The organism is Zestomonas ipomoeae, from assembly GCF_057128665.1.
The window spans coordinates 24,669-47,190 of record NZ_JBSKHQ010000023.1 but is presented as its reverse complement, the minus strand read 5'-3'; the positions used below and the strand labels follow the sequence as shown (position 1 = coordinate 47,190).

The window sequence follows — 22,522 nt, the reverse complement described above, 5'->3', positions numbered from 1 at the left end:
AGGCATCAGAAGTGAATCACGCTTGGTTTTCCTCGCTGCCTGGGCGGGCAGCAATGGGTCGGAAGCACCCGCGCGCGCACGTCCACTTTTGGCCGCTAGCGGCACCTCACCTGCCAGAGCTGCTCGACATTTGATGTATAGTTCAAACTCATCAACTCACGCTTCATCCCCCACTCCGGCGTGCAGGGCACGCTGGCCGGGCGCAGGGTCCCGCGGCCCCAGCGGGCGTTGATGCTGTCGAGCACGCTCATCACGCGCTCGGTGGCGGCCGGCTGGGTCGGGGCGAACAGGTCGTCGGTGAACTCGCCGCGCTGGCAGAGTTCCAGCAGCAACACCTCGGCTTTGCTGAAGGCGAAGCCGGGCTGAAAGATGCGCTCCAGGCCGGTGATGGCCGCCTTGGTGATGACACGGGTGTCATCTGAGGGATACGGCAGTTCGCAGACCACACCCTTGGCAAACTTCGGCTCGCTGGGGTTAAACATGCCGGTGCGGATGCTCACCCGCACCTTCTTGCACAGCGAACCCTGGGTGCGCAGTTTTTCGCAGGCGCGGGCGGCGTAGCTGGCCACCGCCTCGCGAATCGGCGGCAGCTCGCGCAGGCGCTGGCCGAACATTCGGCTGCAGCAGATTTCCTGCTTGTGCGGTGCGGCCTCGTCCAGCTCCAGACAGGCCGTGCCTCGCAGCTCGCGGGCAGTCTTCTCGATCACCACGGAGAAGCGCTTGCGCAGCGTCCAGGGGTCGGCCTCGGCGAGTTGCAGCGCGGTGCGGATGTTCATCTCCGCCAAGTGCTCAGTCATGCGCCGGCCGATGCCCCAGACGTCGCTCACATCGCACGCCTTGAGCAGCTTCTGCCGGCGCGCCGGCTCGCGGATATCCAGCACCCCACCCGTCTGCTTCTGCCATTTCTTCGCCGCATGGTTGGCGAGCTTTGATAAGGTCTTGGTCGGCGCGATGCCGACGCCCACTGGGATGCCGGTGTAACGAAGCACCTGGGCGCGGATCTGACGGCCCAGGGCCTCCAGCGAGCCGGGTACGCCGGAGAGGTCGGCGAAGGCTTCGTCGATGCTGTACACCTCCAACGCCGGCACCAGGCTCTCGATCACCGTCATGACCCGCTCGCTGAGATCGCCATAGAGCGCGTAGTTGGAGCTGAAGGCTACGCCCCCTGCCCGCTCGTAATCGCGGCGGATCTGGAAGTACGGCGCGCCCATCTTCACGCCCAGGGCCTTGGCCTCGGGCGAGCGGCTGACCACACAGCCGTCGTTGTTGGAGAGCACCACCACCGGGGTGCGCATCAGGTCCGGGCGAAACAGCCGCTCGCAGCTGCAGTAGAACGAGTTGCAGTCGATCAGTGCATAGACGGGCTCAGGCATGGCTACACAGGCGGCGGATGCTGGCAAACACCACCCCCCAAATCATCAGCTCCTCGCCCTCCAGGATGTAGCGCGGGGCATATCTTGTATTGGCGGAATACAGCACCACTTGGCCCTGCAGGCGGCTGAAGTGTTTGACCAGTGGCTCGCCCTCCACCGCGGCGATCACCACGTCACCGTCGCGGGGCTCCCGTGCGCGGTTCACCACCAGATAGTCGCCATCGAAGATTCCAACGTCCTGCATGCTGTCCCCCGCCGCTTGGGCGAGGAACACCTGGGGCGTGTGGATCTCCAGCAGGTTGTCGAGGGAGATGCGTTGTTCTAGATGGTCCTGCGCTGGCGAGGGGAACCCGGCCGGCACGGTGGGCAGGAAGAAGCTGATTTTTGTGGAGGACGGTTCGAGCGAACCCAGGATCGAAATGCTGTCCATGGTGGCTTACTCATGATTACTGTATATGAATACAGTATTTAGACCATCAGGCACCGGTCAACGCAGAAAGGCGGCGAGCCGACCAGCGGAAGGCAAGCTGCCAGCACAAAGTCGGCTGCTAGGCTGATGCCAGAGCGCTGCGGGAGGAATGCGGGATGTGCGGAAGATTCGCCCAGTACCAGGGCATGGCCGACTACCTGGCCGAGCTGAACAGCGAGCAGGATGTGATCACCGGCTATGACAACGTACCCATCGAACGCTACAACGTCGCCCCTTCCACCAAGGTGATGCTGGTTCACGGCGAGCCAGCCGGCTTGGTGGTGGCCGCCGTGCGATGGGGCTGGGCACCGCAGTGGGCCAAAGCGAAGAAGATGCCGCCACCCATCAACGCCCGATTGGAAACGGTGATGAAGGGCAAGTTCTTCCGCCAGATCTGGCCGCACCGGGCACTGGTATGCGCTGATGGCTGGTACGAGTGGGTGAAGGACGAAGCCGACCCGAAGAAGAAGCAGCCCTACTTCATCCGCCTGAAGAGTGGCGCGCCGATGTTCTTTGCTGCCATAGGCCAATTCCCCTCTGCCGAGGGCGAAGAACGCGAGGGGGATGGTTTTGTGCTCCTGACTGCAGCCTGCGACGGCGGCATGGTAGACATCCACGACCGCCGCCCTCTGGTGCTCTCCGCTGAACACGCCCGCGAATGGATCGACTGTGACCTGCCCTTACAGCGTGCCGAAGAACTGGCCAAACACCATGGACTGCCTGAAGAGGCATTCGAGTGGTATCCGGTCGATAAAGCGGTGGGTAACGTGCGGAATGATGGGGTTCATCTCATTAAGGCGATCAGGCCGCCTCCCGAATGCCTATAGGTGACAGTATTTCGCCACTCCGCTACCTTGCCGCCCCGCAACACCGAAAACGCTCGGCTCCGACTTCTTCATGGTGCTTTCAACCGGCATGAATACAACAGGTGGACGAGTTACGGGGAGGCTTTCGAGCGGTGATGGCGTGAAGAACCAGGCGGCTAGGTAGATGGCCAGCAGGGCCAAAGAGGCAGCGATAAGTAGATAGCGGGTGAGGTGTTGCCGCATAGTCGATATCCCTTTCGACAAGAAATCCAGGCGCCATCATACCGACTGAAAACATCAAATGAGAGCAATGCCGATCTCTCGACAGCTTCACTTAATCGGGAAAGGAAGGCTGCCCTAGGCAGCCTTGTCAACGCTCCACACCTCGGCCGCCTGGGGAAAACCTACCCAGCGGCCTTCTTTATCGAGCCCCCGCCCCGCCATCTCAATCGCAGCCAGCGCCTTGGCGTCGATCTCGCCCTGGGCCAGGGCGAGCAGCAGTTGGGTGGGGAGCGTCTGGAGGTATTCGTTGAGGTTCATAGCGGACTCCGCTGTCGTTTGAGTGACACCATTCACGCTCCACCGCCGACACATCGCAAGCGTTTCAGAGGCCATCGAAGAGCCCTCCAAGAGCCGCCGGCTCCCAGTTGGTAATGACCAGTTCACCGGTGGTTTCCGCCTTTCCCTGGCGTTGGTTGGTGCAGCTATAACGGATATCGAGACGCTGCATCGGGAAGCCCTCGAACGCCTGACGAATGTCCGGATGGTCGTTGATGCTGACCATCACTTTGCCCTTGCAGCGGCGCATGAAGTCGGCCATCGCCAGGTACTGGTCGTAGGGAAAGTCCACCCCATAGCCCTCGGTCTGCCAGTACGGCGGGTCCATATAGTGGAAGGTATGCGGCCGGTCGTAGCGCTCGGCGCAATCCAGCCAGGGCAAGTTCTCGACATACACGCCGGCAAGACGCTGCCAGGCTGCCGATAGGTTTTCCTCGATGCGCAGCAGGTTGATGGCCGGGCCGGTGGTCGCCGTGCCAAAGCTCTGGCCACTGACTTTGCCGCCGAACGCATGGTGCTGCAGGTAGAAGAAGCGCGCGGCGCGCTGAATATCAGTCAGGGTTTCAGGACGGGCCAACTTCTGCCATTCGAATATCTGCCTGCTGCTCAGCGCCCATTTGAATTGGCGCACGAACTCTTCAAGGTGATTTTGCACCACACGATAGAGGCACACCAGGTCGCCGTTGATGTCATTGAGCACCTCGACGGGCCCCGGTTGAGGGCGCATGAAGAAAAGCGCTGCGCCGCCGGCGAAGACCTCGACATAGCACTCATGAGGCGGGAACAGGGGAATGAGTCTGTCTGCAAGGCGGCGTTTGCCGCCTATCCACGGAACGATAGGTTGGGTCATTTACAAGCCTTTACTGTATAAATAAACAGGTGATAGGCTCCGCGGTCCTCGTGCACGAGGTGAGGAGCCCTGGTCCGGCTTGCAGGTATGGTCTGCGGGTTGGGCGGCCAGCGCCGTGTTGGCGCACGTCGCTGGCCGCTCCTCGTTTGATTGTGAAGCCGCCATCTGGGCGGTGTTCTTGCGAACTTCCGCACATCCGACAGAGGTGGCAGGCGATACGCTTGTTGGCTGGATATCAATCGAAGGATCGAGCCTGTGAGTGGATATGTGCCCAATAGCCGTGGGAAACGGCCGGAGCCAGTAGTCCCTCCGTATAACGGAGACTTTGACCAACAGCCTGCACGCCCCCTCGTGCTGGACACTGCATCCAAATCTAGCGCCCCTACTCCTGCCCCACCGAGACCGCTTTCAAGCTGCGTCTTCGCCAAGCCCTGTTCCCTACCTCCCGGTCAGGTTGACTATCAGAAGGTTGTGCCGGCTGAACTGATCAGCAGCTACGGCCAAGCCGCGATATTGACGGCCTCAGTAGGCGCCGCGACCACATCGGGCGAATTGCTCCTCTCTCGTGTCGCAGGGCAAGTGGCCAGCGCGGGAACCTGGTCACTCCGCGGGCTTGTTGTTGCGGCAGGTAGCGCAGCGGAGGGCGCTCTCGCGGGGATTGGCACAATGGCAGCGGGCGTGGTGGTCGGTGCCGTCGGGATGCTATGGCCAAGCCCAATGGGCAAGTCCGATCTGTACAGCCCGGAAGATCTGGCCATGCAAGCGGCAACTGCGGGGGCTGCGAAAACTCGGGTTCGTTTTCATATCGAGCAGGACGCATCTGGCGCCTATCGCGCCTATGGCTTCCATACCGGAGCCCGCAGCGGCTGGGATACCGTTCCAGTGATCGAAGCGGTTGCCGAGGGCGAAAAAGCCGTTGCCGAGCTAGGCGGTGGCCTATCCCTGGTTTGGACGCCGCAAGTCGACCGAAGCAAGGTTTTGGGTTCACCGCCGCCGTCACCAGAAGTTCAGGGCCTGACGGAGACAATCTGGATCTACCCTGCCACCGAATCCGCTGGCCAGGTGCTAGAAAATCCTGCCTACCCTCCGGATTATCGGGACTTCATCATTACCTTCCCTGCTCACCCAGGTGTAGAACCGCTTTACATTGTCTTAAGCACCCAGTTGGAGAAGAACAAAAGCCAAGGCCGTGCATTTGAAGATGAAATCTATGGGATATATAGCGGCGCTGGAACCGAGTCTGCGCGAGAGGTCACCCTTAAAACAAAAAGCGGAGTACGTACACGGGTCGACATTATCGGCCGCGAAGCGGACGGCAGTATCACGTGCATCGAGTGCAAGTCTTCGGAAACAGCGCCCCTGACTAAGAACCAGACATTGGGCTACCCTGAAATTGAAGAAAGTGGCGCGGTAGTCGTCGGAAAAGGTAAACCAGGCTTTCCAGGGGGATCAACGATACCCCCCACCAAAGTAGATATTATTCGCCCCAAACCAACGCCCTAACGAGATCCACGCTATGTCAGTCCTTGAAACCCAAAAACTCGATATCTGGGCCATTCCTAAATGGGAACCAGATAATGTCGTTTTGATAATCACCGATCATTTGGGCTGGGAGAAGGAGCAGGAGGGCGAGCACCTTCTTCTTCTTCAAGAAAAGATAAATACTTACCTCTCCTTTATCGAAAGCGGAGAGATCGACGAAGTTATACCATCAGCGAAAGGTAAATCGCCGATCATTCGCATAATCGGTAAATACCCACTATCGGAGCAAGCGGAAAACTTTATTGATCGCGCCGCTGAGGTAACAGAGGGTGCCGGCATACTTTTAGAATTTGTGCATAAAGCAAGTTGAATTATCTATCTTGCTGATTTTGCCGCTCGATGCAGCCGATTACCTGTATTGCGCAAGCTAAGAGCGCAGCATCGGACTCGTCCAGTGCCTGCCGCCACTGATCATTGACCAAGATCACCGGCCGCGCCGGGAGACGGCACGGGACCAGACTGCACTCCATCCGGGGTGCGGTAGGCTGCGGGATCGGTGGTTTCGGGGCGCTGGTACAGCCAGCCGAGAGCAGCAGGCACAGGGCCAGCGAGGTAGGCGGCAATCGCTTGGTCATTGCGTTTCAACTCCTCCAAGGCCTTAGCCTGGGCTGATTCGGTGCGGGTGACGGCTTGACCGAGCTGCTGCATGCGCCGCTCGATCACAGCCAGGTCGCCGAGTAGCTGCTGCTGGTTAGCCAGCACGCCGGCCTGTAGCTCAACCATGGCCTGGGCGGCGGCCAGTTGCTGCTGAGCCCTTTGCGCTCGCTCGAACTGGATAGCTATCCGTGGCGCCATGCCCCACCAGGTGATACCGGCAGCCGCGGCGATCAGGGCTGCGGGCAACACGATCTTGGCGACCAGTTGATAGCGCGCAAGAAATCCGGTTAGCGGCATAGCACCGCCCTCGCCCGTCCCCACAACTCCCGCCGATCCGCCAGACCGTTGGTACCACCATTGATAGCTTTGGTGATTCCGAGGAAATCACCAGCATCGGCTTTGGCGTTCAGTCCATTCTTGAACCAGAACCAGCCGGCCGACTGCGCAGCCCATTCCGGCTGTTCGAGCAGCTCCGGCTCATCTAAAAGGCGGTGATCGCCGAACAGGGCAATGCTGGCCAAGATGTAGTTGGTGCGCCCGGTAATCTGAATCAGTCCCCGCCCCCGGTAGCGCTGACCGTCGCCATCTGCCTCGGGCGTGTTGCCCAATCGGGACGCGAGGCTGCCGGTGTCGTATTTGCTGAGATAGGCATCACCGCCCAGCTCCCGGACGTATCGCAATTGCCCGGACTCGTGAGCGACCTGCGCCAGGAACGCTGCGGCGCGCTTCGGTGTGTTGATCTTCCACCGCGCCATAGCGGCATTGAGCGCGGATACAAAAACGCCCGCTTGGTGGCGGGCGTTGGGCATGATGCGGAGCAATTGCTCTTCGGTTATCTGCACGGTTCCTCCGGATTGAAAAAGCCCGCGCGGGGCGGGCTGATAGTTTGAGCGGTTTACTGCCGGTCGGCATAATCGCGCCCCTGTTGGGGGAGCTATCACATGAAACGAGTATTCACGCTGCTGGCAGGGCTGCTGCTGGTTGTTCAAGCCGTGGCCGACATTCAGCCACCGCGCACGTTCAACGAAGCCAAAAAGATCGCCTGGAAGCTCTACGCCGAGCAGCAGGTGACCTTCTACTGCGGCTGCCAATACACAGGCAATCGGGTGGATCTAGCGAGTTGTGGCTATCGCCCACGCAAGAACGCCAACCGTGCGGGCCGCGTGGAATGGGAACACGTGGTACCGGCCTGGGTGATCGGCCATCAGCGGCAGTGCTGGCAGAACGGCGGCCGGCGCAACTGCACGGCCAACGATCCGGTCTTTCAGGCGGCCGAGGCCGACCTGCACAACCTGGTGCCAAGCATTGGCGAGGTGAACGGCGACCGCTCCAACCACGCCCTGGGCATGCTGGCCGAACAGCCCTACCAGTACGGGGCCTGCCCGATGGTGGTGAACTTCAAACAGAAAACCGCCATGCCACCTGAGCAGGCCCGCGGCCCCGCCGCGCGGATTTACCTGTACATGGCCGACCGCTACCAGCTTCGCCTTTCCAAACTTGACCGGCGCACCTATGAAGCCTGGAATCGGCAATACCCGGTCACCGAATGGGAACGCTGGCGCAACCAGAAAACGGCTTGCGCCATGGGACACGGCAATCCCTACGTGGGCGAAGTGAATATGGCGCTCTGCAAACGCGGTTGACTCAGCACTTTGCGCCGGGGTTACGCACTAGCTTTTGCATGCACTCAGCCTCGGCAAGCTTGTAGTCCACCAGTGTGTAAGCGCCGTAGATGGCCAACAAAAAAAGCGGTACGAAAATCGCCCAATACCAATGGGGTGAGTTGTCCATCCAGAGAGACCTCATGTGCATGACAGGTGCCTCGATAGTATCGAGCCGCCTTGGTACCAGCCAGCCAACCCGGCGCAGTTACACATCCACATCCAGATGCGGCAATTCCGGCGCCGGCCCGGTGATCACGCCGTCGGCGATGTAGGCCCGGCTGTTTGCCGGTACATCGACGCCGCGCACGGTGACACGAGTGCCGCTGCGCAGCTCGACGGTGCTGAGACCGGTGCCGGTGTCGATGCTGCGCACCACTGCCACGGTGCGCACACCGCCTGGTAGCAGGCCGATGAAGCGTTTCCAGGGGTTTACCGTCGCCATCAGTGGTGCCGCTCCAGTTTCAGTTGCTGTTTCACGCTGACGGCGCCGGTACCGGTTGCGTTGATGTCTACCGACAGGCACAGGCCGACCCAGGTGCCGCTCTCTTCCGGGACCTGACAGAGCATCGCCGGCAGAACCAGGCCGACACCCTTGTCGTCGCCGGCCGGGAACAGCGGAATGGTCACCCCGACGATCTCGATGTTGCCGCCCTTGCTCAGCTCATGGATGCCCCGGGCGCGGTTGGCTTCTTCGCCGGTCAGCCAGTCGTCGAACACGTCCGGGGTCGGATTGTCCCCGGCGGTGCCGGCGCGACGTACAAGCATCGACACCCCGTGGCTGGTCCCGGAGACGTAGCAAGCATTCCAGGCCGGCTGCGGCGTCCACTCGCCGCTGAGGTCGGTCATCATCGCCGGCGGGATGATGCGCTCCACCGGTGCGGTGGGTTCGTTCCACTCCCAGGGCGGCGCCGGGTAGCGCGGACGCACTTCGAGCCGATCGGCATCACGCTCCGGGCGCACCACGGCGCCAACCGTTTCTGCAATCCGCGCGATCACCTGCATGGCGGTCTGGCCCTGGTAGCTCAGCGCCCCCGTGGGAAACGTCCAGTCGGCCGGGCCGAGGTTGACGCTGTCCCAGGAGAGGCTGAAGCCGGTGTTGAGCAGCTCCGCCTCGGCGGCCTGGCGGGCAGTGATCGGCGCGTCGTTCAGAGCGGTACGCAGCGGTGCGTAGGGCTCGGCCAGCAGCTGGCTGCGGGTGGCACCGCTGATGCTGTACGCCTCGCCGGGGAAACTGCGGTTGCGGCTGTAGCGCTCCACCAGCAGAACCCAGAGCCAGCCGTTGATATCCAGCTCGATTTCCTTGGCACCTTCGGCGCCCGGCTTGACCAGGTCGAGGGCGGCCTGGGTGAAGATGTCGGCGCTGAACTTCCAGCTGAAGCTGTCCGCATCCAGGCTGACCTTGACGTTCTTGGCCTCGATGGGTGTGCGCGAGGGCAGCACCACCAGGTTGACGGTGTTGGCGATCATGTAGGTATCCAGTAGGTCCGGCGTGGGCGGAGCCGGTGGCAGCGGCTTCACTGGGCCGGGGTAGTCCACGTAGTCGATGCCGGTCAGGCGCCCGTCGAGCACCCGCCCCCAGCCCCAGGGCAGGCGCAGCGATCGACTCAGCGTTCGCGCCCTCCCCCAGGCCACGCCCAGGCGCTGGGTGTCGGCCGGTTGAATCGGCGATCGGGTCGGCTGGTAGCGAAAATCGAAGAACACCAGCGGCGCGTTGCTGGGGGTGTAGGGGCGCCCGCCGAAGTGGAAACCCAGCGGTGCACCCGGCACGTAGAGGCTGTGCTGCAGGGCATGGGCCGCATCGTGCCGCGGGCCGTATTCGTTCACCCGCCGATGGCCGGCCGCGACCTGGCACTGCTTGCTCGCCGGCCGCGGGTTGTAGAGCAGACGCAGGCGCACCTGGCGCGGCTGCCAGCTGCGATTCCAGCGGCCCCGGCAGAGCAGGTCGCGCGCCGTGATCCACTGCCAGGGCGCCTGCCACGGCCGCACGCCGAGCGGATCGGCGATCTGCCAGGCAGGCGCGGTGCCGTGGTCGCGCGCCGGCACCTGATTCCAGGGCAGCGGATCGGCGCGCCGGTCCTCTGCCGGCGCCGGCAGCCAAGCGCTGGCCAGGCCCTGATCACACGGCGGCGAGGGGGCCCAGGGGCTGGCCGCGGGTGCCCGCGCGATGATCCGTGCGGTGCTCCAGGCACCGCCCACAAGAGTGGTAAGCATCAGCTCAGCTCGACGTTGACGGGACCATGGGCGATCGGTTGGAAGTAGCGCCGAGCGATCGCCCGGGCAGTGCCCAGCGGGCGCGAGGCGTTATCGCCCTCGGCTGGCCACCAGATCGGCTCGCTGGCCGGCAGCTGGCCTGGCTCGGTGACTTCGTACAGCCATCCGGCGAACAGGCTGGGACGGATGCGCTGACCCACCGCCACCGCGGCATTGGCTTCGAACGGCAGCCCCCAGTCATCCAGGCCCAGGGCATAGCGGGTACCGCCGGCCGTCACCTCCAGCGCGATGTCGGCGGTACCATCGAGGGCGGTCTGCCCGGCCCCGGCTACCCGCCAGTCCCCGTCCAGCTGCCGTTCGATCACTACCACCTGGCGCACCGCATCCTGCCCGCTCACCCGGCTGCGGGTCGCGATCCGGGCTGGCACGGTGGGGTCACGGCCGCCCTGCCCTTCGGTGAGGTTGTAGAGCAGCAGGCTGGTGTTGGCGTCGAACACCGGCCAGCGCAGGATACCCAGGCGCGGCTCACCCTCGTCCACCACCTGCACGACGAACTGGCCGCGCAGCTCACTGGCGAGAAACTGCTGGTTCACCGGCGCCTGGCGCACCTGGTAGACAGCCAGCAGCCGATCGGCGATCACCGTATCGCCCCGGTAGATCCGCACGATCGAGCGAACCGGTGACGGCTCGCCTTCGCGCAGCACGTTTACCGACAGCGGCTGGTAGGGGCCTGGGCTCCAACTGGGGGATGCCGGGCAGAAAACGCGCCCGAATACCCGCGGCTGCGACCCGTAGCGCTGCACCCACAGCTTCGGCTTGAGCTGCAGCGGTAGACGGAAGCTGGGCATGGTTCAGGTCCAGAACTGCGGGTCGGTGGAGAAAAACAGCGTGCCGGTCGAGCACACCTGAAACGACATCGGCACCCCGTCGAAGTCCAGCCGCTCGCCCATCGAGTTGTAGCTCTCGGTGATGCCCAGCCGGCTGGCGAGATGCCCCGGCGAGTAACGGCTAAGGGTCGGGTCGTACAGCAGGCCGCGCAGTTCGCCGACGAAGTTGCTGCCGTCGGTCACTTGCGGCTGCAGCAAACTGAAGCGCGGCGGGTTGTCACCCTCCCCTCGGGCGATCCAACTGCTCGAACTGTGAAAGCGGAACGGATTGGCTGACAGTTCGTTGCCGATGCCGGTCAGCGCCACGCCGGTCTTCTGATCACGCAGGCTGGTGTAGCCGCCCTGGAACAGCCAACCGTCATGGTTACCGCTGCTGCTGTTGACCGTGGTGTAGCCCCCGCCGACGGCTATGAAGCCCTGCACCCCGTTCAGTCCGTTCCAGTTGCGGTACTGCCCCACGTAAAGCAGCTGCGAATAGGCGGCACCGGCGGCAGTGAACGCCGTGGCCAGGTTGACGTTGAGCACGAAGGTCTCTTCATCGGCGATCAGCGACCAGTACCAGGCCGCAGACGAGCTTCCGTGATAGACGGTGTGGCGGCGGGTAAAGCTGGCGTTGCTGTCGGCGCTGTACTGATAGGAGCGGGTATTGATGCCCCGCGGCAACGGCGTGCTGGCGTCGAGAATGCCCTCGTGCAGGTAGAGGTCGTAGACCCCGTTGGGATACCCGGCATGCAGGTGAAGCGTGACCTGCGCGCAGTTCGAAGCCGGCCGCAGGGTGATCGCCTCATCGAACTCGCTGACCAGCGACCAGCCGGCGGGCGCCTGGCCGGCGTAGCCGTCGATCAGGCAGGCGCGCAGGATCGTGCGCAGGCGGGTGAGCAGGTAGTTCCCCGATGTGGTGGACTGCGGGCCGGGCCCGCCGGTGTCTTTCCAGCTGTAATAGCGAGCGACCATCAGTCGGCATCTCCTCGAATCTGCAATTTGAAGGCGTCGTTATCCACCGTGCCCTGGCCACTGATTACGGTGCGCACTACCCACATCGGGCCCAGCGCCGAGTCGGTGTTGAAGCGCACGGCATTGCCCGCGGCCCAACCGCTGCCCCAGCCCTCCTTGCGGATCAGGAAGTACGGCTCGCCGGTCAGCGGGTTGATCGGCGCGCAGTCGCTGGCGGTGCTGCCCACGGCGATCACGCCAAGCTTTTCCTCGACCACCTGGAACGCGGTCGAGCCGGTGAACACCAGCGCCCACTTGCCGTCGACCGCGCCCTTGTTGGTGATCACCGGCGGATAGGCCAGGCTGTTGTACTGCGCGGTGGTGGTGTTGCCCTGCGGCGCGTCGGTCCAGTTCGGCGCGCCGGTGCTCCAGGTCTGCTGGGTGAACCAGCCGTGCACCCGCGCGCGCAGGTCGCCCCAGGTCACGGCGCTGGAGACCCAGGTGTTGCCGGCCGGCAGGCTCCAGGGCAGTGGCGAACTCAGGCCCAGCTCGCCGGTGATCTGCACCTCGGTGCACAGGGTCATGTGCTCGACCCGATGGCGGACCACCAGCGGCGTGGCCAGCGGGTTGCCGGCCTCGTCCTGCAACACCAGCGGATTGGCCCAGGTCAGGCTGCCGGCATCGCGGTCGACGCTGTAGGACGTCTGGCGCAGCGGCACGCCGTTGGCGTCCAGCACGTCCACCGCGGCGAGCTGCTGCCGGCCCAGGTTGAGCGTGCCTCCCGGCGTGGGCGCCGGCACCGACAGCTCGCCGGTGTGGTGGACCACCAGCACGTCGCCCTGACGGTAGATCGGCACTCGGCCATCGGCGGGCAGCCGCACCGGGTCCAGGCCGAGCAGGCCGGCATCCAGCGGCAGCTGGGTCTGCACCACGGCGTTGTAGCGCAGCAGCAGCGGCAGCACCGGTACCTCGCTGGCCCCGCTGGCGTCGTCGGGATCGAGGGTGAAGCTGACCCGCACGATGCCGGTCTTGATATCCACTGCGCCGCGGATCACCGGGTGGCTGAACTCGCCGTTGAGGTTGGCGGTGGCGGTGATCACCTCGGCCGTGTCGCTGCGCACCGCGGTGATCTGCGTGCTGGCCGGGCGCAGCGGCGCACCCGGCGTGCGGAAGGTCACCGCGGTGACGCTGAAGCCGGCCTTGGTGGTCAGGCAGGCCAACAGGCTCGCCGGGCCGCTGGCGTTGTCCGGGTAGCTGGTCAGCGTGGCGGTGCCGGCGGCGTAGTTGACGGTGCCGACCGCGGTGCCGGCATTGGTGGCGCTGTTGATGTCGCGGTAGAGAATGCCGGAACGGTCGCAATACACCGCACCGTTCCAGCTGAACAACAGCGAACCGGGCACGATCGGCTCGGCCACGCCTGGCAACAGGTTGAAGGTCAGCGGCGGTTGCGGCTGGCTGGCGGTCTTGGCCGCGCTGCTGACCCCGGCGGGCTGGGCCTGGGTGGTCAGCAGCCCACCGAAGGTCTCGCGCAGCTGCACGTTGGTGGTGACCAGAACCGGTTCCCGCGCGCCCCAGTTGCTGACGTTGCGCTTGCTGTAGACGTACTCCTGGTAGTCGTACAGCTGCGCCACCTGCAGGGTGCAGGCGCCGGTGGCGTAGTCGATGCTGCCCAGGCGCCCACCCTGCCAACCGCCATTGCCGTTGTCGTTGGCGCTCTGCGCGTGATCGCGGTAACCGTCGTACACCGGCAAGGTGTTGCCACTCTCGACCACGTCCCAGTTGATCGCCGGGGCCGCCTGGCGCCGCGTGGTCACCCAGCCGATGCGCACACTGCCGGGTTTCAACGGCGCACCGGGAAGGGTGAAGCTGGCCATGCCGCTGCCGTCGCTCGTGACGTTCAGCGGCGCGGCGTTGACCGCCCCCTGCTGGTAGGCATAGCTGATGCCGCCGGCGGGTGTGGTGCTCAGCTGGATCACCACCTCGCCCGCCGCATAGCTGATGCTGCCGGTACCGCCGCTGCCCGTGAGCTTGCCGGAGCCATCGTCGGTCAGTGTCTTGGTCTGCCCGCCGGCGCTGAAGCTGACGCTCAGCGAGCCCGGCAACACACCGCCGCCGGGCAGGGTATGCCGCACTTCCAGGTTCGGCACCAGATTGCCACCGGTGCGCGAAGTGATGCTGTTGTCGGCGGCGCTGACGTAGCTGTAGACCAGCGAGCTGCCCACATCCGGCAGGGCACCGAGGGTCAGCGACACCGATCCGGTGGCGAAGCTGATGGTGCCCGCCCCTTCGCCGCTGAGCAGGCCGTCGCCGAGGTCGCGCAGCTCGTACCACTTGCCCAGCGCCATGTAGCTGACCACCAAGGTGCCCTGGCGCGGCAGGGCATCGGCCAGGTTCAGGGTGTAGACATAGCCGCGGCTGCCGGGCGTGATCGGCACCTCGCCGGTGACCGTGTCGCCGGTCGCGGCTGCCGCCGGCTGGTAGCTGGCGGCGCCGGACCCGGTCCAGGCGCTGCCGGTACGCACCAGGGTCAGTTCGCCGGTCTGGTAGTCGATCCGCCCGCTGCTCAACCAGTGGTTGCCGGAGACGAAGCGCAGTCCACCCTTGCGGTCGTCGGCATAGGTGCCGCCGTTGACCGTCAGGCTCAGCGACCCGGGCGCGCAGCCGCTGCCCAGGAAAGTACGCGACTCCCCCGCCAGGGCGCCCGCGGCGACGCTCAGGTTGACCGTGCGCACGGGCCCGGCAGGCAGGTAGAGCTGCCGCTGGTAGCCGGCCAGGAGATCGACCAGCGCCGATTCCTTAGTGGTGCTCGGCACCAGTTGCGCGTAGACGCTCTGCAGCCGCAGGTTGAGGTCGCCGGCGCTGACCGCCTGGGCCAGCGGGCTGATGCCGTAGTAGCGCGCCGCATCGGCCACCTGGGTACTCAGCACCCGCGCCTTGGTCTGGCCGCTGAGGGCCGTGGCGCTGGTCCCGCCCGGCGTTACCTGGCCGCCCGGAAACTCGCGCAGCAGCGGCGCGCTCAGGGCCAGGTCGAGACGGCGACGGGTGAAGTTCATGAAGTTGCCCTGGCCATACTCGTAGGTAAAGGCTTCCAGACGGTGCTCGACGCCGATGATGCGCACGTACTGCGCGCCGTTCGGGCCGCTGAGCTGGTACACCTCGCCGACCTCGGGGATGCGCTGCTCCTCGCGCTGCACGCAGGCCAGACCGCGCTGGCCGGCCAACTGGGTGCCGAGCAGGTCGAAGGGCGCGGCGGTGGCCGCGGCCACATAGCTCTCGATGGCATCGCGGGCGTCGGCGCGCACGTCGGTCTGGCTGTGGGTGTTGAACAGCAGCACCGACACCCGCGGATCGGCTGGCGCCTCGGTGACGATGGCGTGGGCGCCCAGGTACTGGTCGGCGTTGCTGGTCATCACCCCGGCGAACACCTTGCGCAGGTTGATGCGCCCGGTGGTGCGGTCCAGGCGGCTGATGTCGGGAAACAGGTTGTTCACCTCGCCATCCACCACCGCGTGGCCGGTGGCTCGGCCGCCGCCGTCGGCCTCGTCGGTCAGGCGTTGGGATTTGAGCAGCTTCACGTCGCTGGCAGTGATGGCCATGCGGATCTCCAGGCAGAAAAAAGCCCGCACGCGGCGGGCTGGTCGGTATCAGGGGGTGGGTGGTGGCGGCGCCACGCTGATCAGGCGCAGGGTGACGTCGTAATCCGCCTCGGGCGCTGGCTGCACCTCGCGAAACAGCGGTTTGGCCTCCAGCGGCGCGCCGTCCACGCGATTGAAGATCACCCAGTGCTGGCGGCCATCGGCCAGGGTCAGGTGCATGATCCGCCCAGGCTGGTCGCGCATCGCTTCCAGTTGCCGCACCACCGCCAGCGGTGTCCAGACCCCGCCGTTGCTGGCCAGGGTGATCGGCCGCCCGTAGCGCTTGACGCCCTCCTGAACGATCAGCGCGCCGCTGAGTGAGCGCTCCTGGGTCTGCTCCACCGCCGACCAGTCGAACTCGTCCACCCACTCGAACTGGTCGTCGAGCGGCACGTCATCGAGCATCATCTACAGCGTCCTCAGCCCGGCATCTTCAAGCAGCCCGAGCAGCGTGGTTTCGTCGGTGGGGTTGGCGAGCGCGACCTCGACGGCCCTGCCCTTGCTCTCCAGGCGGATCACCTTGCTCGGCGTGGGCGGCGGGGCAGCCGGCGCGGACGGCTTGGCCGCCTCGATGCGCTTTTCCTGCTCCTCGCGCTGCCGTTGCTGGGCGGTGGCCGCCTCGATCTGGCGCAGCAGACCGAGGGAACGGTTGACGTTGGTCACCGCGTCGCTGTCGCCCTTGGCGCGGGCTTCGGCCAGTTGCGCCTGTAGCTCGCGCTGGCGGGCGGCGAAGCGCCGCCGCTCGATGTCCGCCTGGCGTCCTTCCAGACCGTCCAGTTCGTCCTGCAGGCTCTCCAAGGTCGAGCGGGTCGATTCGCCCATCTGGCGCATCTGTTGCTCGGCTGAACGGATCGCTGATTCCAGTCCACTGAGGTCGGCTTCATCGAGCAGGCCCAGGGTGCTCTTGGCCCCCTTGGCCGCCGAGACGAACTGGCGCAGCGTCATCGCACCGCTTTCGTAGCGGTTCATCAGGCTCTGCAGGGCCAGTTTCTGCCCCAGGGCGGACTTCTGCAGCTCCAGACTCTGCACCTGGGTCTGCGTCTGCCAGCGGCTGAAGGCCGACATGCCGGGCGTCAGCGATGCCTGCTTGATGCCCGCCAACTGCTCGTTGACCCGCTTCAGGGAGGCCTCGGTGGCCGACAGGTCGCTGGTGTCGATCTCCACCTTGGTGCTGGCCAGACCGCGCAGGCGGTCGAACGCTTCCAGGGCCGCGGCACTGATCGCGGCCAGCGGCTCGCGCGCGCGAGTCATCACCCCGCCGACGAAGTCGGACATGGAAGACAGGTCGCGCTTGGCGTCTTCGCTGCCCTTGCGCCGCGCCTGCATAGCCGCGTCGCCGGCCTTGCGCTCGGCCTCCATGCGCTTGCCGGACTCCCGGCGCAGCTGCTCGCTGGTGACGATGGCGTCGCGGTCGGCCTGGTTCTTTTCCCGCTGTGCCTGGGTGCCTGCGACGACGGCGCCTTTGAGTTCCTGCTGGCGCTCGCTGGTCTTCTTCAGCTCGGCGTTGTACTGCGCCGCGGAGATCTCGCCGTCGTTGTACAGTCGGCGCAGGGCGCTGCGGATGTTGTTGATGTCGACGTCGGTCTTGGCGCTGGCTATCGCCTGCTGCACCGCCTGCAGGTCGCCGAGCTTGTCGTCCAGGTCCGATACCGCGGCGCCCGCCCCTTCCGCCGCCGTGCCCAACTGCTGGAGCTGGCCGTTGAGCAGGTTGGTGGCCTGGGCGAACTGCTCCTGGCTCAGTTGGCCCTCGGCGAAGGCCTTGAGCAGAGCACCGCGCAGGCCCTCCAGTTGCTGCACGCTGGACGCCATATCGATGAGCCGCACGGCGTCGGCCATATCGGTGATGGCTTGGGTGCCCGCCACCGCCGCGGCAATGGCGGCATCCTTCACCCGCTGCTGATTGGCGACCAGCTCATCGGCCAGCGCCTGATTGAGCATGCGCTGCTGTTCCGCTTCGCTCTTCACCGCGGCGGTCTGCTCGGCGGCGCTGTCGGCGGCGGCCTGAGCGGTGTTGCGCCAAGTGTCCTCGATGTCCTGACCGTCCTGGCGGATCTGCTCCAGAAAGCCGTCGGTCATGCCGTCCAGCATCTGCCGGGCGTCGGCGATGGCCGCGCGCAGTCGCTCGCCGCCGAAGGACTCGGGCACTGCCTTGGCCACGGTGGCGAACACGGCCAGCATGCGGTTGCCGAAGCTGGTCAGTGCCGCGCCGGCCAGGGATATACCGGCGGTGAGGCCGTTGAACAGCGTGCGAAACGGTGCGACGAACAGCGCGATGCGCTGAGTGGCGTCATCGATCTTGCTGCCGAAACCGTCGAGCCAGGCGCTGCTGTCGTCGGCCAAGGTCTTGAAGTCGACCTCGAGCAGTTGCGTGACGAAGGCTTTCACCTTCTCGGCGCCCTCGATGAACGCGCCCGACAGCGACTTGGCCAGACGATCCAGGCGCCCGTCGGCATCCATCTGGCTGATGGTGTCACCGAGCGCCTTGAACTGACCCTTGACGTACTCCAGCGCCCCGGACTCGGCGATACGGTTGAGGAAGTCGCTGGCCTGGTCCTTGAGGTTGCTGATCAGGCCGCTCAAGCGGCTCATGTTGGCCTCGGCCGCCCCGGTGCTGGTCCGGCCGATCTCGGCGACCAGGGCCGCCAGCACGTCGCGGCCAAGCTTGCCCTTGCTCGCCAGCTCCTCCAGCTGGCTGGCGTTCTTGCCGGTGACCTTGGCCAGCAGATCCCAGGCCGGCACACCGCGCTCGACCAGCTGCAGGATCTCTTCGGTCTGCAGCTTGTTTTTGGCATACGCCTGGCCGACCGCGCCGATGATGCCCTGCAGACGCTCCATGCCGCCGCCGAGCTTCTCGTTCTGGTCCACCAGGGCGCGCAGGGTGCCGTCCATGGGATCGACGCCATACGCCTTGAGCTGGGCGAAGGCTTCGGTCACCTCCTCCAGCTGCAGCGGCGTGGTTCGGGCAAAGTCCTTGATCCAGGCGGTGGCCGCCTCGCCCGCGGCGACCGAGCCCATCAGGGCGGTCATGCGGGTTTGCAAACCCTCGAACTGGTCGCCGGTGCGCAGCATCGCGACGATGCCGTCGCGCAGGGCGGCGAAGCCGCGGGCGACCAGGCCGAGGACGGCGTTCAGACCCACGAACGCAGCGGCAAAGGCCAGGGCCTGTTTGGCGCCGCCGGACAGCGCCTCACGCGCCGCACCGACCCGCGAGGCATGTTCGGCCGAGCTGCGCGCGGCGGCGGCGCTCGCCCGATGGGCCGCCTTGAGCTGCTCGGTGTTCTCGCCCAGGGCTGCGCTGGCTCGGCCAACCTCGGCAGCCAGGCGCTGCTGCTCGTCGCTCAGGTTGTCGACGTCGATGCCGGCCGCTCGCGCGGCCTTCTCCTGGTCTTCCAGCTTGGATGTCAGCGCACTGATCTGCCGGCGCGCCCGGCTGGCCTCACGCTCGGCATCCTTTAGCGACTGCTGCAGGCCGGCGGCTTCGGGCGAGGCATTGAGGGCCTCGCGCAGTTCGCGCACCTGCTGCTCGGTCTGGCTCAGGGCGCGGCGCGATTGCTCCAAGGTGCGGCGGGTGTCATCGATACCCTTGGCCAGGCCGGTCGCCGCCTTGGCCGAGTCCAGGGCCTGGCCGAGCTTTTCGGCCTCCTGGCGTAGACCATCGATGGCTGCGCTGGACTTCGCCGCCGCCGGCGATAGTTCGTCCTTGCCGCGCAGGATGAACTGGATCAGGCGTTCTTTAATGCCTGCCATCTCGGTTTCTCCGGGCAATAAAAAACCCGCCGAAGCGGGTTTAGATGTGTACCTGTTGGTCAGTTCTTGATTTGAATACTGACCCTGTCTTCCGCCACGCCATAGGTCCAGGCCAGGCGCCGAGTGGCTTCAGCCAAGCTAAGCAGGCTCAGGGTTGAGTCTGCGGTGAATCTAATAGTCTCAGCTGCTTGCTGGATTCTCTCAGCATTGATTTCATGCAGGACAGAACCGTTCAGCACTTCATCGGAGAAACGACGGAACAACTCCATACGAAGCTGAGGATCAATCTCCCGCGTGCTGATCAACCCCTCCAAATGAGCAGTGACCTCACTGCTGTCAGCAGCTACTTCAAAGGAAAACTTTCTGATTTTGGCAACCCAAACCGGGGTTTGATAGCGATCGTAGGTCACTACGTATTCCACTGTTCGCAGAGAGCGAAGCTCCTCGCACTCAAACGTGACAATGCCATGGGTCCGGATGCTCTCTGATACTGATTCTGCGTGAAAAATAGAAATAGCTCTGCTCATTTGATACTCCCTGCTTAACGCTCACCCAGCCGGATGACTCACGCTCTCGATTCTGCGCTTCACTTCAATCGGGTCATCAATGCTCCGATAGACCACATCACTGATTCCCCTTCCGGTGACCTTTACGTTTCCGAACCCGAACATCCGACCGAGAACGCCTTGGTCCAACTCGACGGTTTCAACCGAACCCAGCTTCATCTCCTCGGTTTTCCGGCTGATGATGCCACGCTTCACAATGACTCGCTTATTGGTCAACCCTTGTTCCAGCGACCGTAGTTTCAGCCATTGATAGATGGCCACCGGCAGGAGTATTCCCAGAGTCAGGACAGCGGCCAATCCCCATAGCCAGACGGATATCCATGATGCCCAGTGCAGCGTGAAGACTGCCTCGACGCGCTCACCAGCCGAGAGTGAGCCACGGATGTAAGGGGGAATCTCGTCCAAATCATCGAGCGGAGCAGCGATTGACTCGGATGGCTGCGACTTCAGCTCAGCCAAGGATCTCTGCTGTTTTAGCAACAGCGCTTTCTCGTAAAACGCGCCGCAATCCGGACAGCGCAAAGGATCACCGAAGGCTGATGCAGGAGCTTCGTGATCGCAGGCTGGGCATTGCATAGGGTGTCTCCGTTCTCAAAGTCGGGAGACATTAGCACCAGACCGCCCATTACACAGCCTCGGTTTGCTTCCCACCGCTGCGGCGGAAGATGTTCGTCCATCACTCGGCTCGTTACACTCGCTGCTTTGTCATGCAGGAGACCGTGCACATGGATTTGCTGAACCCAACTGGCTGGACGGCCATCATCCTGAGCACTTTGCTCACAGGTATTATTGGAATCTCACCGAAGTTCGCCCGCCACTTCGCAGCAAAATGGAAGCTACGAAGCCGCAAAGCAAAGCGACAGCAAATTACCCGCTTTAAGGAAATCTCGGCCGACTCGCTACTGTTGCAGCGCGAGATCGTAAGCAGCGGCGTCTATCAGGCCATCTTCGTTCTCAGTGGCATGGTCTTTCTGTGTTCGTTGCCGCTACTGGTTGCCGAGACCCCCAAGCAATTGCCCTTTGTGCTGATGCTTTCGGCGCCGATCTACATCTACGAGGTGATGTGGTTGAAGAAGCGGGACTTCCTCAATGACTTCGCCAAGTGGCGGAAGAAGAAGGGTCAACGCACCGCCCAACGTCTCGCCCCGACACCGCTGCCCAAGCCCAAGGCCACCAAGCGCAAAGCACCGCAGCCTGCATGAACCTGGGCCATCCATGGCCCGCACTTAGGCAGCCTTGTTCAGCAGCGTCATCACGCAGAACTTGGAAATATCGCTGGCCTGCACGGTCGGGTCGGCGAGGATCTCCACTGGCCCTTCCAGCTTCACGTAGTCCTGACCGAGCACCGGGAACTCCTGCAGCATGCCGAACTTCGCCCGGCGCACGGCGAGGCTGTAGGGCTCGCCCGACTGCGCGTCGTTGAGGCCGGCGATGTATAGCTCCAGCTCCACCTGGGCGCCGTTGAGCATGTGCACCTCGCTAGTCTTCAGCCGGGTGTAGCTGGCCTTGATGCCCGCCGCGGTGATCCCACCGCCGCCGATCACGGTGATGCCGTGTGGGGTCAGCAGGTAATCGGTACCGGGATTCAGCGCTGCATCGGCTGCCGTCTTGATCACCGGCGCCACGCTGAGGTCGGGCAGGTGCTTGAAGGGGATCAGCTCCCCATCAATACCGGCACAGGCCAGCACCTCGTCCACCACCGCCCCGGCGGCGATCTCTTTCAACGTTGCTCGGGTCACCCGGGCGATGTTGGTGGGGGTCAGGTCATACATGCCGATGGTGGCGGTGACGTCGGTTGGGCGCTCACGCACGTTGCGGTTACCGCCGCCGCCCATGAAATTGGGCAGTGTCTTGCGGTCGGTGGCGTAGCGCAGGTTGAAGGTATCGCAGTTGCCGAACGGCAGGAGGGCGTCTTGGCTCTGGTAGGCGCGCCCCCAGATCACGCCCTCGCCGATGAAGGAGCGGTCGATGGTTTGAGACATGGTGAGTTCCTTGCGGGATGTTCGGGTGGCGCGCTGTGTGGGCGCGGGTTACTGGGTGTCGCCGGACTTGGCAGGCTTGCCGGCCCTCTCGGCGAAGGCCCCCACCTTCAGCTTCAGGGCATGGTCGATGGCGGCCTGGCTGAGCGTGGTCTTGGTGCAGTTGGCGGCCGGGCGATAGTTGCCTGGCGTGATGGCACGGGTCTGCGCCCCTTCACGGATGTGAAAGGGGGCACTCACGGTGAACGTGGGCATGGGTGGCTCCGTTATTTCAGGGGTTGGACGTAGGTGATCTGCAGCGGCATGAGCCGGGCCGACCAGCGCTGGCCCTCGCCGGCCGGCATCAGCGAGTCGGGCAGGAACGCCGCCTGAATGACGCCGGGCGTCTTCAGCCCAGCCTTGGTACCGGCCAGGGCCGCCTTGACCGCCAGGCGTCCGGCGCGCAGCTGCGGACCGAAGCCGCGGCGCCGGGTCAGCAGGGTGATGTTCAGCGTCAGCCGCTCCTTGATACCCGCCGCGCCGATCCGCTCCAGCTCCTCGGTGTCGCCGGGCTGGATGACGATCAGGTCATTGGGCAACGTCTCGTCGTCGGCATCGATCACCCGCAGTACGAAGTTCTCCTCGACCAGGGCGCCGAAGTCTGGCACCCCGCCGAGCGCCTCGACCAGTTCGGCGAGCACGCGCGATTGCAGGTCGTCGGGCATG

24 protein-coding genes are annotated in these 22,522 nt (G+C 64.5%); 5 read left to right on the top strand and 19 right to left on the bottom strand.

Features of this window, described 5'->3' with window-relative positions:
• Positions 1 to 95: 95 nt before the first annotated feature.
• Together ACWKV7_RS20770 and ACWKV7_RS20765 are read right to left on the bottom strand one after the other, a co-directional pair.
• Positions 96 to 1,373 (bottom strand): Y-family DNA polymerase, encoded by a 1,278-nt coding sequence (locus ACWKV7_RS20770; RefSeq protein ID WP_483859603.1) that lies wholly within the window; start codon positions 1,371 to 1,373, stop codon positions 96 to 98.
• Complete coding sequence (locus ACWKV7_RS20765) at positions 1,366 to 1,803, bottom strand: LexA family protein (RefSeq protein ID WP_483859602.1); 438 nt, start codon at positions 1,801 to 1,803, stop codon at positions 1,366 to 1,368. Before ACWKV7_RS20765 ends, ACWKV7_RS20770 begins: the two co-directional genes overlap by 8 nt.
• 155 nt (positions 1,804 to 1,958) lie before the next feature.
• Between ACWKV7_RS20765 and ACWKV7_RS20760 the strand changes: the two genes are divergently transcribed.
• On the top strand, positions 1,959 to 2,669 hold the full coding sequence (locus tag ACWKV7_RS20760; RefSeq protein ID WP_483859601.1) for an SOS response-associated peptidase family protein: 711 nt from the start codon (positions 1,959 to 1,961) through the stop codon (positions 2,667 to 2,669).
• A 336-nt stretch (positions 2,670 to 3,005) separates the two neighbouring features.
• Here ACWKV7_RS20760 and ACWKV7_RS20755 read toward each other — a convergent pair whose 3' ends face one another.
• A complete protein-coding gene (locus ACWKV7_RS20755; RefSeq protein WP_483859600.1) occupies positions 3,006 to 3,188 on the bottom strand; it encodes a hypothetical protein in 183 nt (60 codons plus the stop codon).
• A gap of 64 nt (positions 3,189 to 3,252) precedes the next feature.
• Positions 3,253 to 4,056 carry a DNA adenine methylase gene (locus ACWKV7_RS20750; protein WP_483859599.1) on the bottom strand — a complete coding sequence of 268 codons (804 nt, stop codon included), beginning with the start codon at positions 4,054 to 4,056 and terminating at the stop codon, positions 3,253 to 3,255.
• A gap of 666 nt (positions 4,057 to 4,722) precedes the next feature.
• Here ACWKV7_RS20750 and ACWKV7_RS20745 point away from each other — a divergent pair.
• Complete coding sequence (locus tag ACWKV7_RS20745; RefSeq protein WP_483859598.1) at positions 4,723 to 5,559, top strand: S-type pyocin domain-containing protein; 837 nt, start codon at positions 4,723 to 4,725, stop codon at positions 5,557 to 5,559.
• Between the two features lie 13 nt (positions 5,560 to 5,572).
• Positions 5,573 to 5,908: a DUF6572 domain-containing protein gene (locus ACWKV7_RS20740; RefSeq protein ID WP_483859597.1), complete on the top strand. Its 336-nt coding sequence runs from the start codon at positions 5,573 to 5,575 to the stop codon at positions 5,906 to 5,908.
• A 1-nt stretch (position 5,909) separates the two neighbouring features.
• Here ACWKV7_RS20740 and ACWKV7_RS20735 read toward each other — a convergent pair whose 3' ends face one another.
• Genes ACWKV7_RS20735 through ACWKV7_RS20725 form a run of 3 tightly spaced genes read right to left on the bottom strand, consistent with a single transcriptional unit; the run spans position 5,910 to position 7,037 of the window.
• On the bottom strand, positions 5,910 to 6,092 hold the full coding sequence (locus tag ACWKV7_RS20735; RefSeq protein ID WP_483859627.1) for a hypothetical protein: 183 nt from the start codon (positions 6,090 to 6,092) through the stop codon (positions 5,910 to 5,912).
• Positions 6,010 to 6,492, bottom strand: coding sequence for a hypothetical protein (locus ACWKV7_RS20730; protein WP_483859596.1), 483 nt, complete (start codon positions 6,490 to 6,492; stop codon positions 6,010 to 6,012). The genes ACWKV7_RS20735 and ACWKV7_RS20730 overlap by 83 nt, the downstream gene beginning before the upstream one ends.
• Positions 6,483 to 7,037 carry a glycoside hydrolase family 19 protein gene (locus tag ACWKV7_RS20725; RefSeq protein ID WP_483859595.1) on the bottom strand — a complete coding sequence of 185 codons (555 nt, stop codon included), beginning with the start codon at positions 7,035 to 7,037 and terminating at the stop codon, positions 6,483 to 6,485. The genes ACWKV7_RS20730 and ACWKV7_RS20725 overlap by 10 nt, the downstream gene beginning before the upstream one ends.
• A 99-nt stretch (positions 7,038 to 7,136) precedes the next feature.
• On the opposite strand from ACWKV7_RS20725, the gene ACWKV7_RS20720 reads away from it, so the two are divergent.
• A complete protein-coding gene (locus ACWKV7_RS20720) occupies positions 7,137 to 7,838 on the top strand; it encodes an endonuclease (RefSeq protein WP_483859594.1) in 702 nt (233 codons plus the stop codon).
• A 226-nt stretch (positions 7,839 to 8,064) separates the two neighbouring features.
• Here ACWKV7_RS20720 and ACWKV7_RS20715 read toward each other — a convergent pair whose 3' ends face one another.
• Genes ACWKV7_RS20715 through ACWKV7_RS20675 form a run of 9 tightly spaced genes read right to left on the bottom strand, consistent with a single transcriptional unit; the run spans position 8,065 to position 20,414 of the window.
• Positions 8,065 to 8,301, bottom strand: coding sequence for a hypothetical protein (locus ACWKV7_RS20715; RefSeq protein ID WP_483859593.1), 237 nt, complete (start codon positions 8,299 to 8,301; stop codon positions 8,065 to 8,067).
• A complete protein-coding gene (locus ACWKV7_RS20710; protein ID WP_483859592.1) occupies positions 8,301 to 10,070 on the bottom strand; it encodes a hypothetical protein in 1,770 nt (589 codons plus the stop codon). Before ACWKV7_RS20710 ends, ACWKV7_RS20715 begins: the two co-directional genes overlap by 1 nt.
• On the bottom strand, positions 10,070 to 10,918 hold the full coding sequence (locus ACWKV7_RS20705) for a hypothetical protein (RefSeq protein WP_483859591.1): 849 nt from the start codon (positions 10,916 to 10,918) through the stop codon (positions 10,070 to 10,072). Before ACWKV7_RS20705 ends, ACWKV7_RS20710 begins: the two co-directional genes overlap by 1 nt.
• Positions 10,919 to 10,921: 3 nt before the next feature.
• Positions 10,922 to 11,911 (bottom strand): hypothetical protein, encoded by a 990-nt coding sequence (locus ACWKV7_RS20700; protein ID WP_483859590.1) that lies wholly within the window; start codon positions 11,909 to 11,911, stop codon positions 10,922 to 10,924.
• The gene (locus tag ACWKV7_RS20695) at positions 11,911 to 15,486 is read right to left on the bottom strand and encodes a hypothetical protein (protein ID WP_483859589.1); all 3,576 of its coding nucleotides are present in this window, start codon (positions 15,484 to 15,486) and stop codon (positions 11,911 to 11,913) included. The genes ACWKV7_RS20700 and ACWKV7_RS20695 overlap by 1 nt, the downstream gene beginning before the upstream one ends.
• A 48-nt stretch (positions 15,487 to 15,534) precedes the next feature.
• Positions 15,535 to 15,933 carry a hypothetical protein gene (locus tag ACWKV7_RS20690; RefSeq protein ID WP_483859588.1) on the bottom strand — a complete coding sequence of 133 codons (399 nt, stop codon included), beginning with the start codon at positions 15,931 to 15,933 and terminating at the stop codon, positions 15,535 to 15,537.
• Positions 15,934 to 19,272 (bottom strand): tape measure protein, encoded by a 3,339-nt coding sequence (locus tag ACWKV7_RS20685; protein WP_483859587.1) that lies wholly within the window; start codon positions 19,270 to 19,272, stop codon positions 15,934 to 15,936.
• Positions 19,273 to 19,331: 59 nt separating this feature from the next.
• Positions 19,332 to 19,799: a hypothetical protein gene (locus ACWKV7_RS20680; protein WP_483859586.1), complete on the bottom strand. Its 468-nt coding sequence runs from the start codon at positions 19,797 to 19,799 to the stop codon at positions 19,332 to 19,334.
• 21 nt (positions 19,800 to 19,820) lie between these two features.
• Positions 19,821 to 20,414 (bottom strand): PH domain-containing protein, encoded by a 594-nt coding sequence (locus ACWKV7_RS20675; RefSeq protein WP_483859585.1) that lies wholly within the window; start codon positions 20,412 to 20,414, stop codon positions 19,821 to 19,823.
• Positions 20,415 to 20,563: 149 nt separating this feature from the next.
• Between ACWKV7_RS20675 and ACWKV7_RS20670 the strand changes: the two genes are divergently transcribed.
• Complete coding sequence (locus ACWKV7_RS20670) at positions 20,564 to 21,040, top strand: hypothetical protein (RefSeq protein WP_483859584.1); 477 nt, start codon at positions 20,564 to 20,566, stop codon at positions 21,038 to 21,040.
• Positions 21,041 to 21,064: 24 nt separating this feature from the next.
• Here the strand turns inward: ACWKV7_RS20670 and ACWKV7_RS20665 are convergent, their stop codons facing one another.
• Genes ACWKV7_RS20665 through ACWKV7_RS20655 form a run of 3 tightly spaced genes read right to left on the bottom strand, consistent with a single transcriptional unit; the run spans position 21,065 to position 22,521 of the window.
• Positions 21,065 to 21,820: a phage tail tube protein gene (locus tag ACWKV7_RS20665; RefSeq protein ID WP_483859583.1), complete on the bottom strand. Its 756-nt coding sequence runs from the start codon at positions 21,818 to 21,820 to the stop codon at positions 21,065 to 21,067.
• Between the two features lie 48 nt (positions 21,821 to 21,868).
• Positions 21,869 to 22,072, bottom strand: a complete 204-nt coding sequence (locus ACWKV7_RS20660) for a hypothetical protein (protein ID WP_483859582.1) — start codon at positions 22,070 to 22,072, stop codon at positions 21,869 to 21,871.
• A gap of 11 nt (positions 22,073 to 22,083) precedes the next feature.
• Positions 22,084 to 22,521 (bottom strand): hypothetical protein, encoded by a 438-nt coding sequence (locus tag ACWKV7_RS20655; RefSeq protein WP_483859581.1) that lies wholly within the window; start codon positions 22,519 to 22,521, stop codon positions 22,084 to 22,086.
• Position 22,522 lies beyond the last annotated feature (1 nt).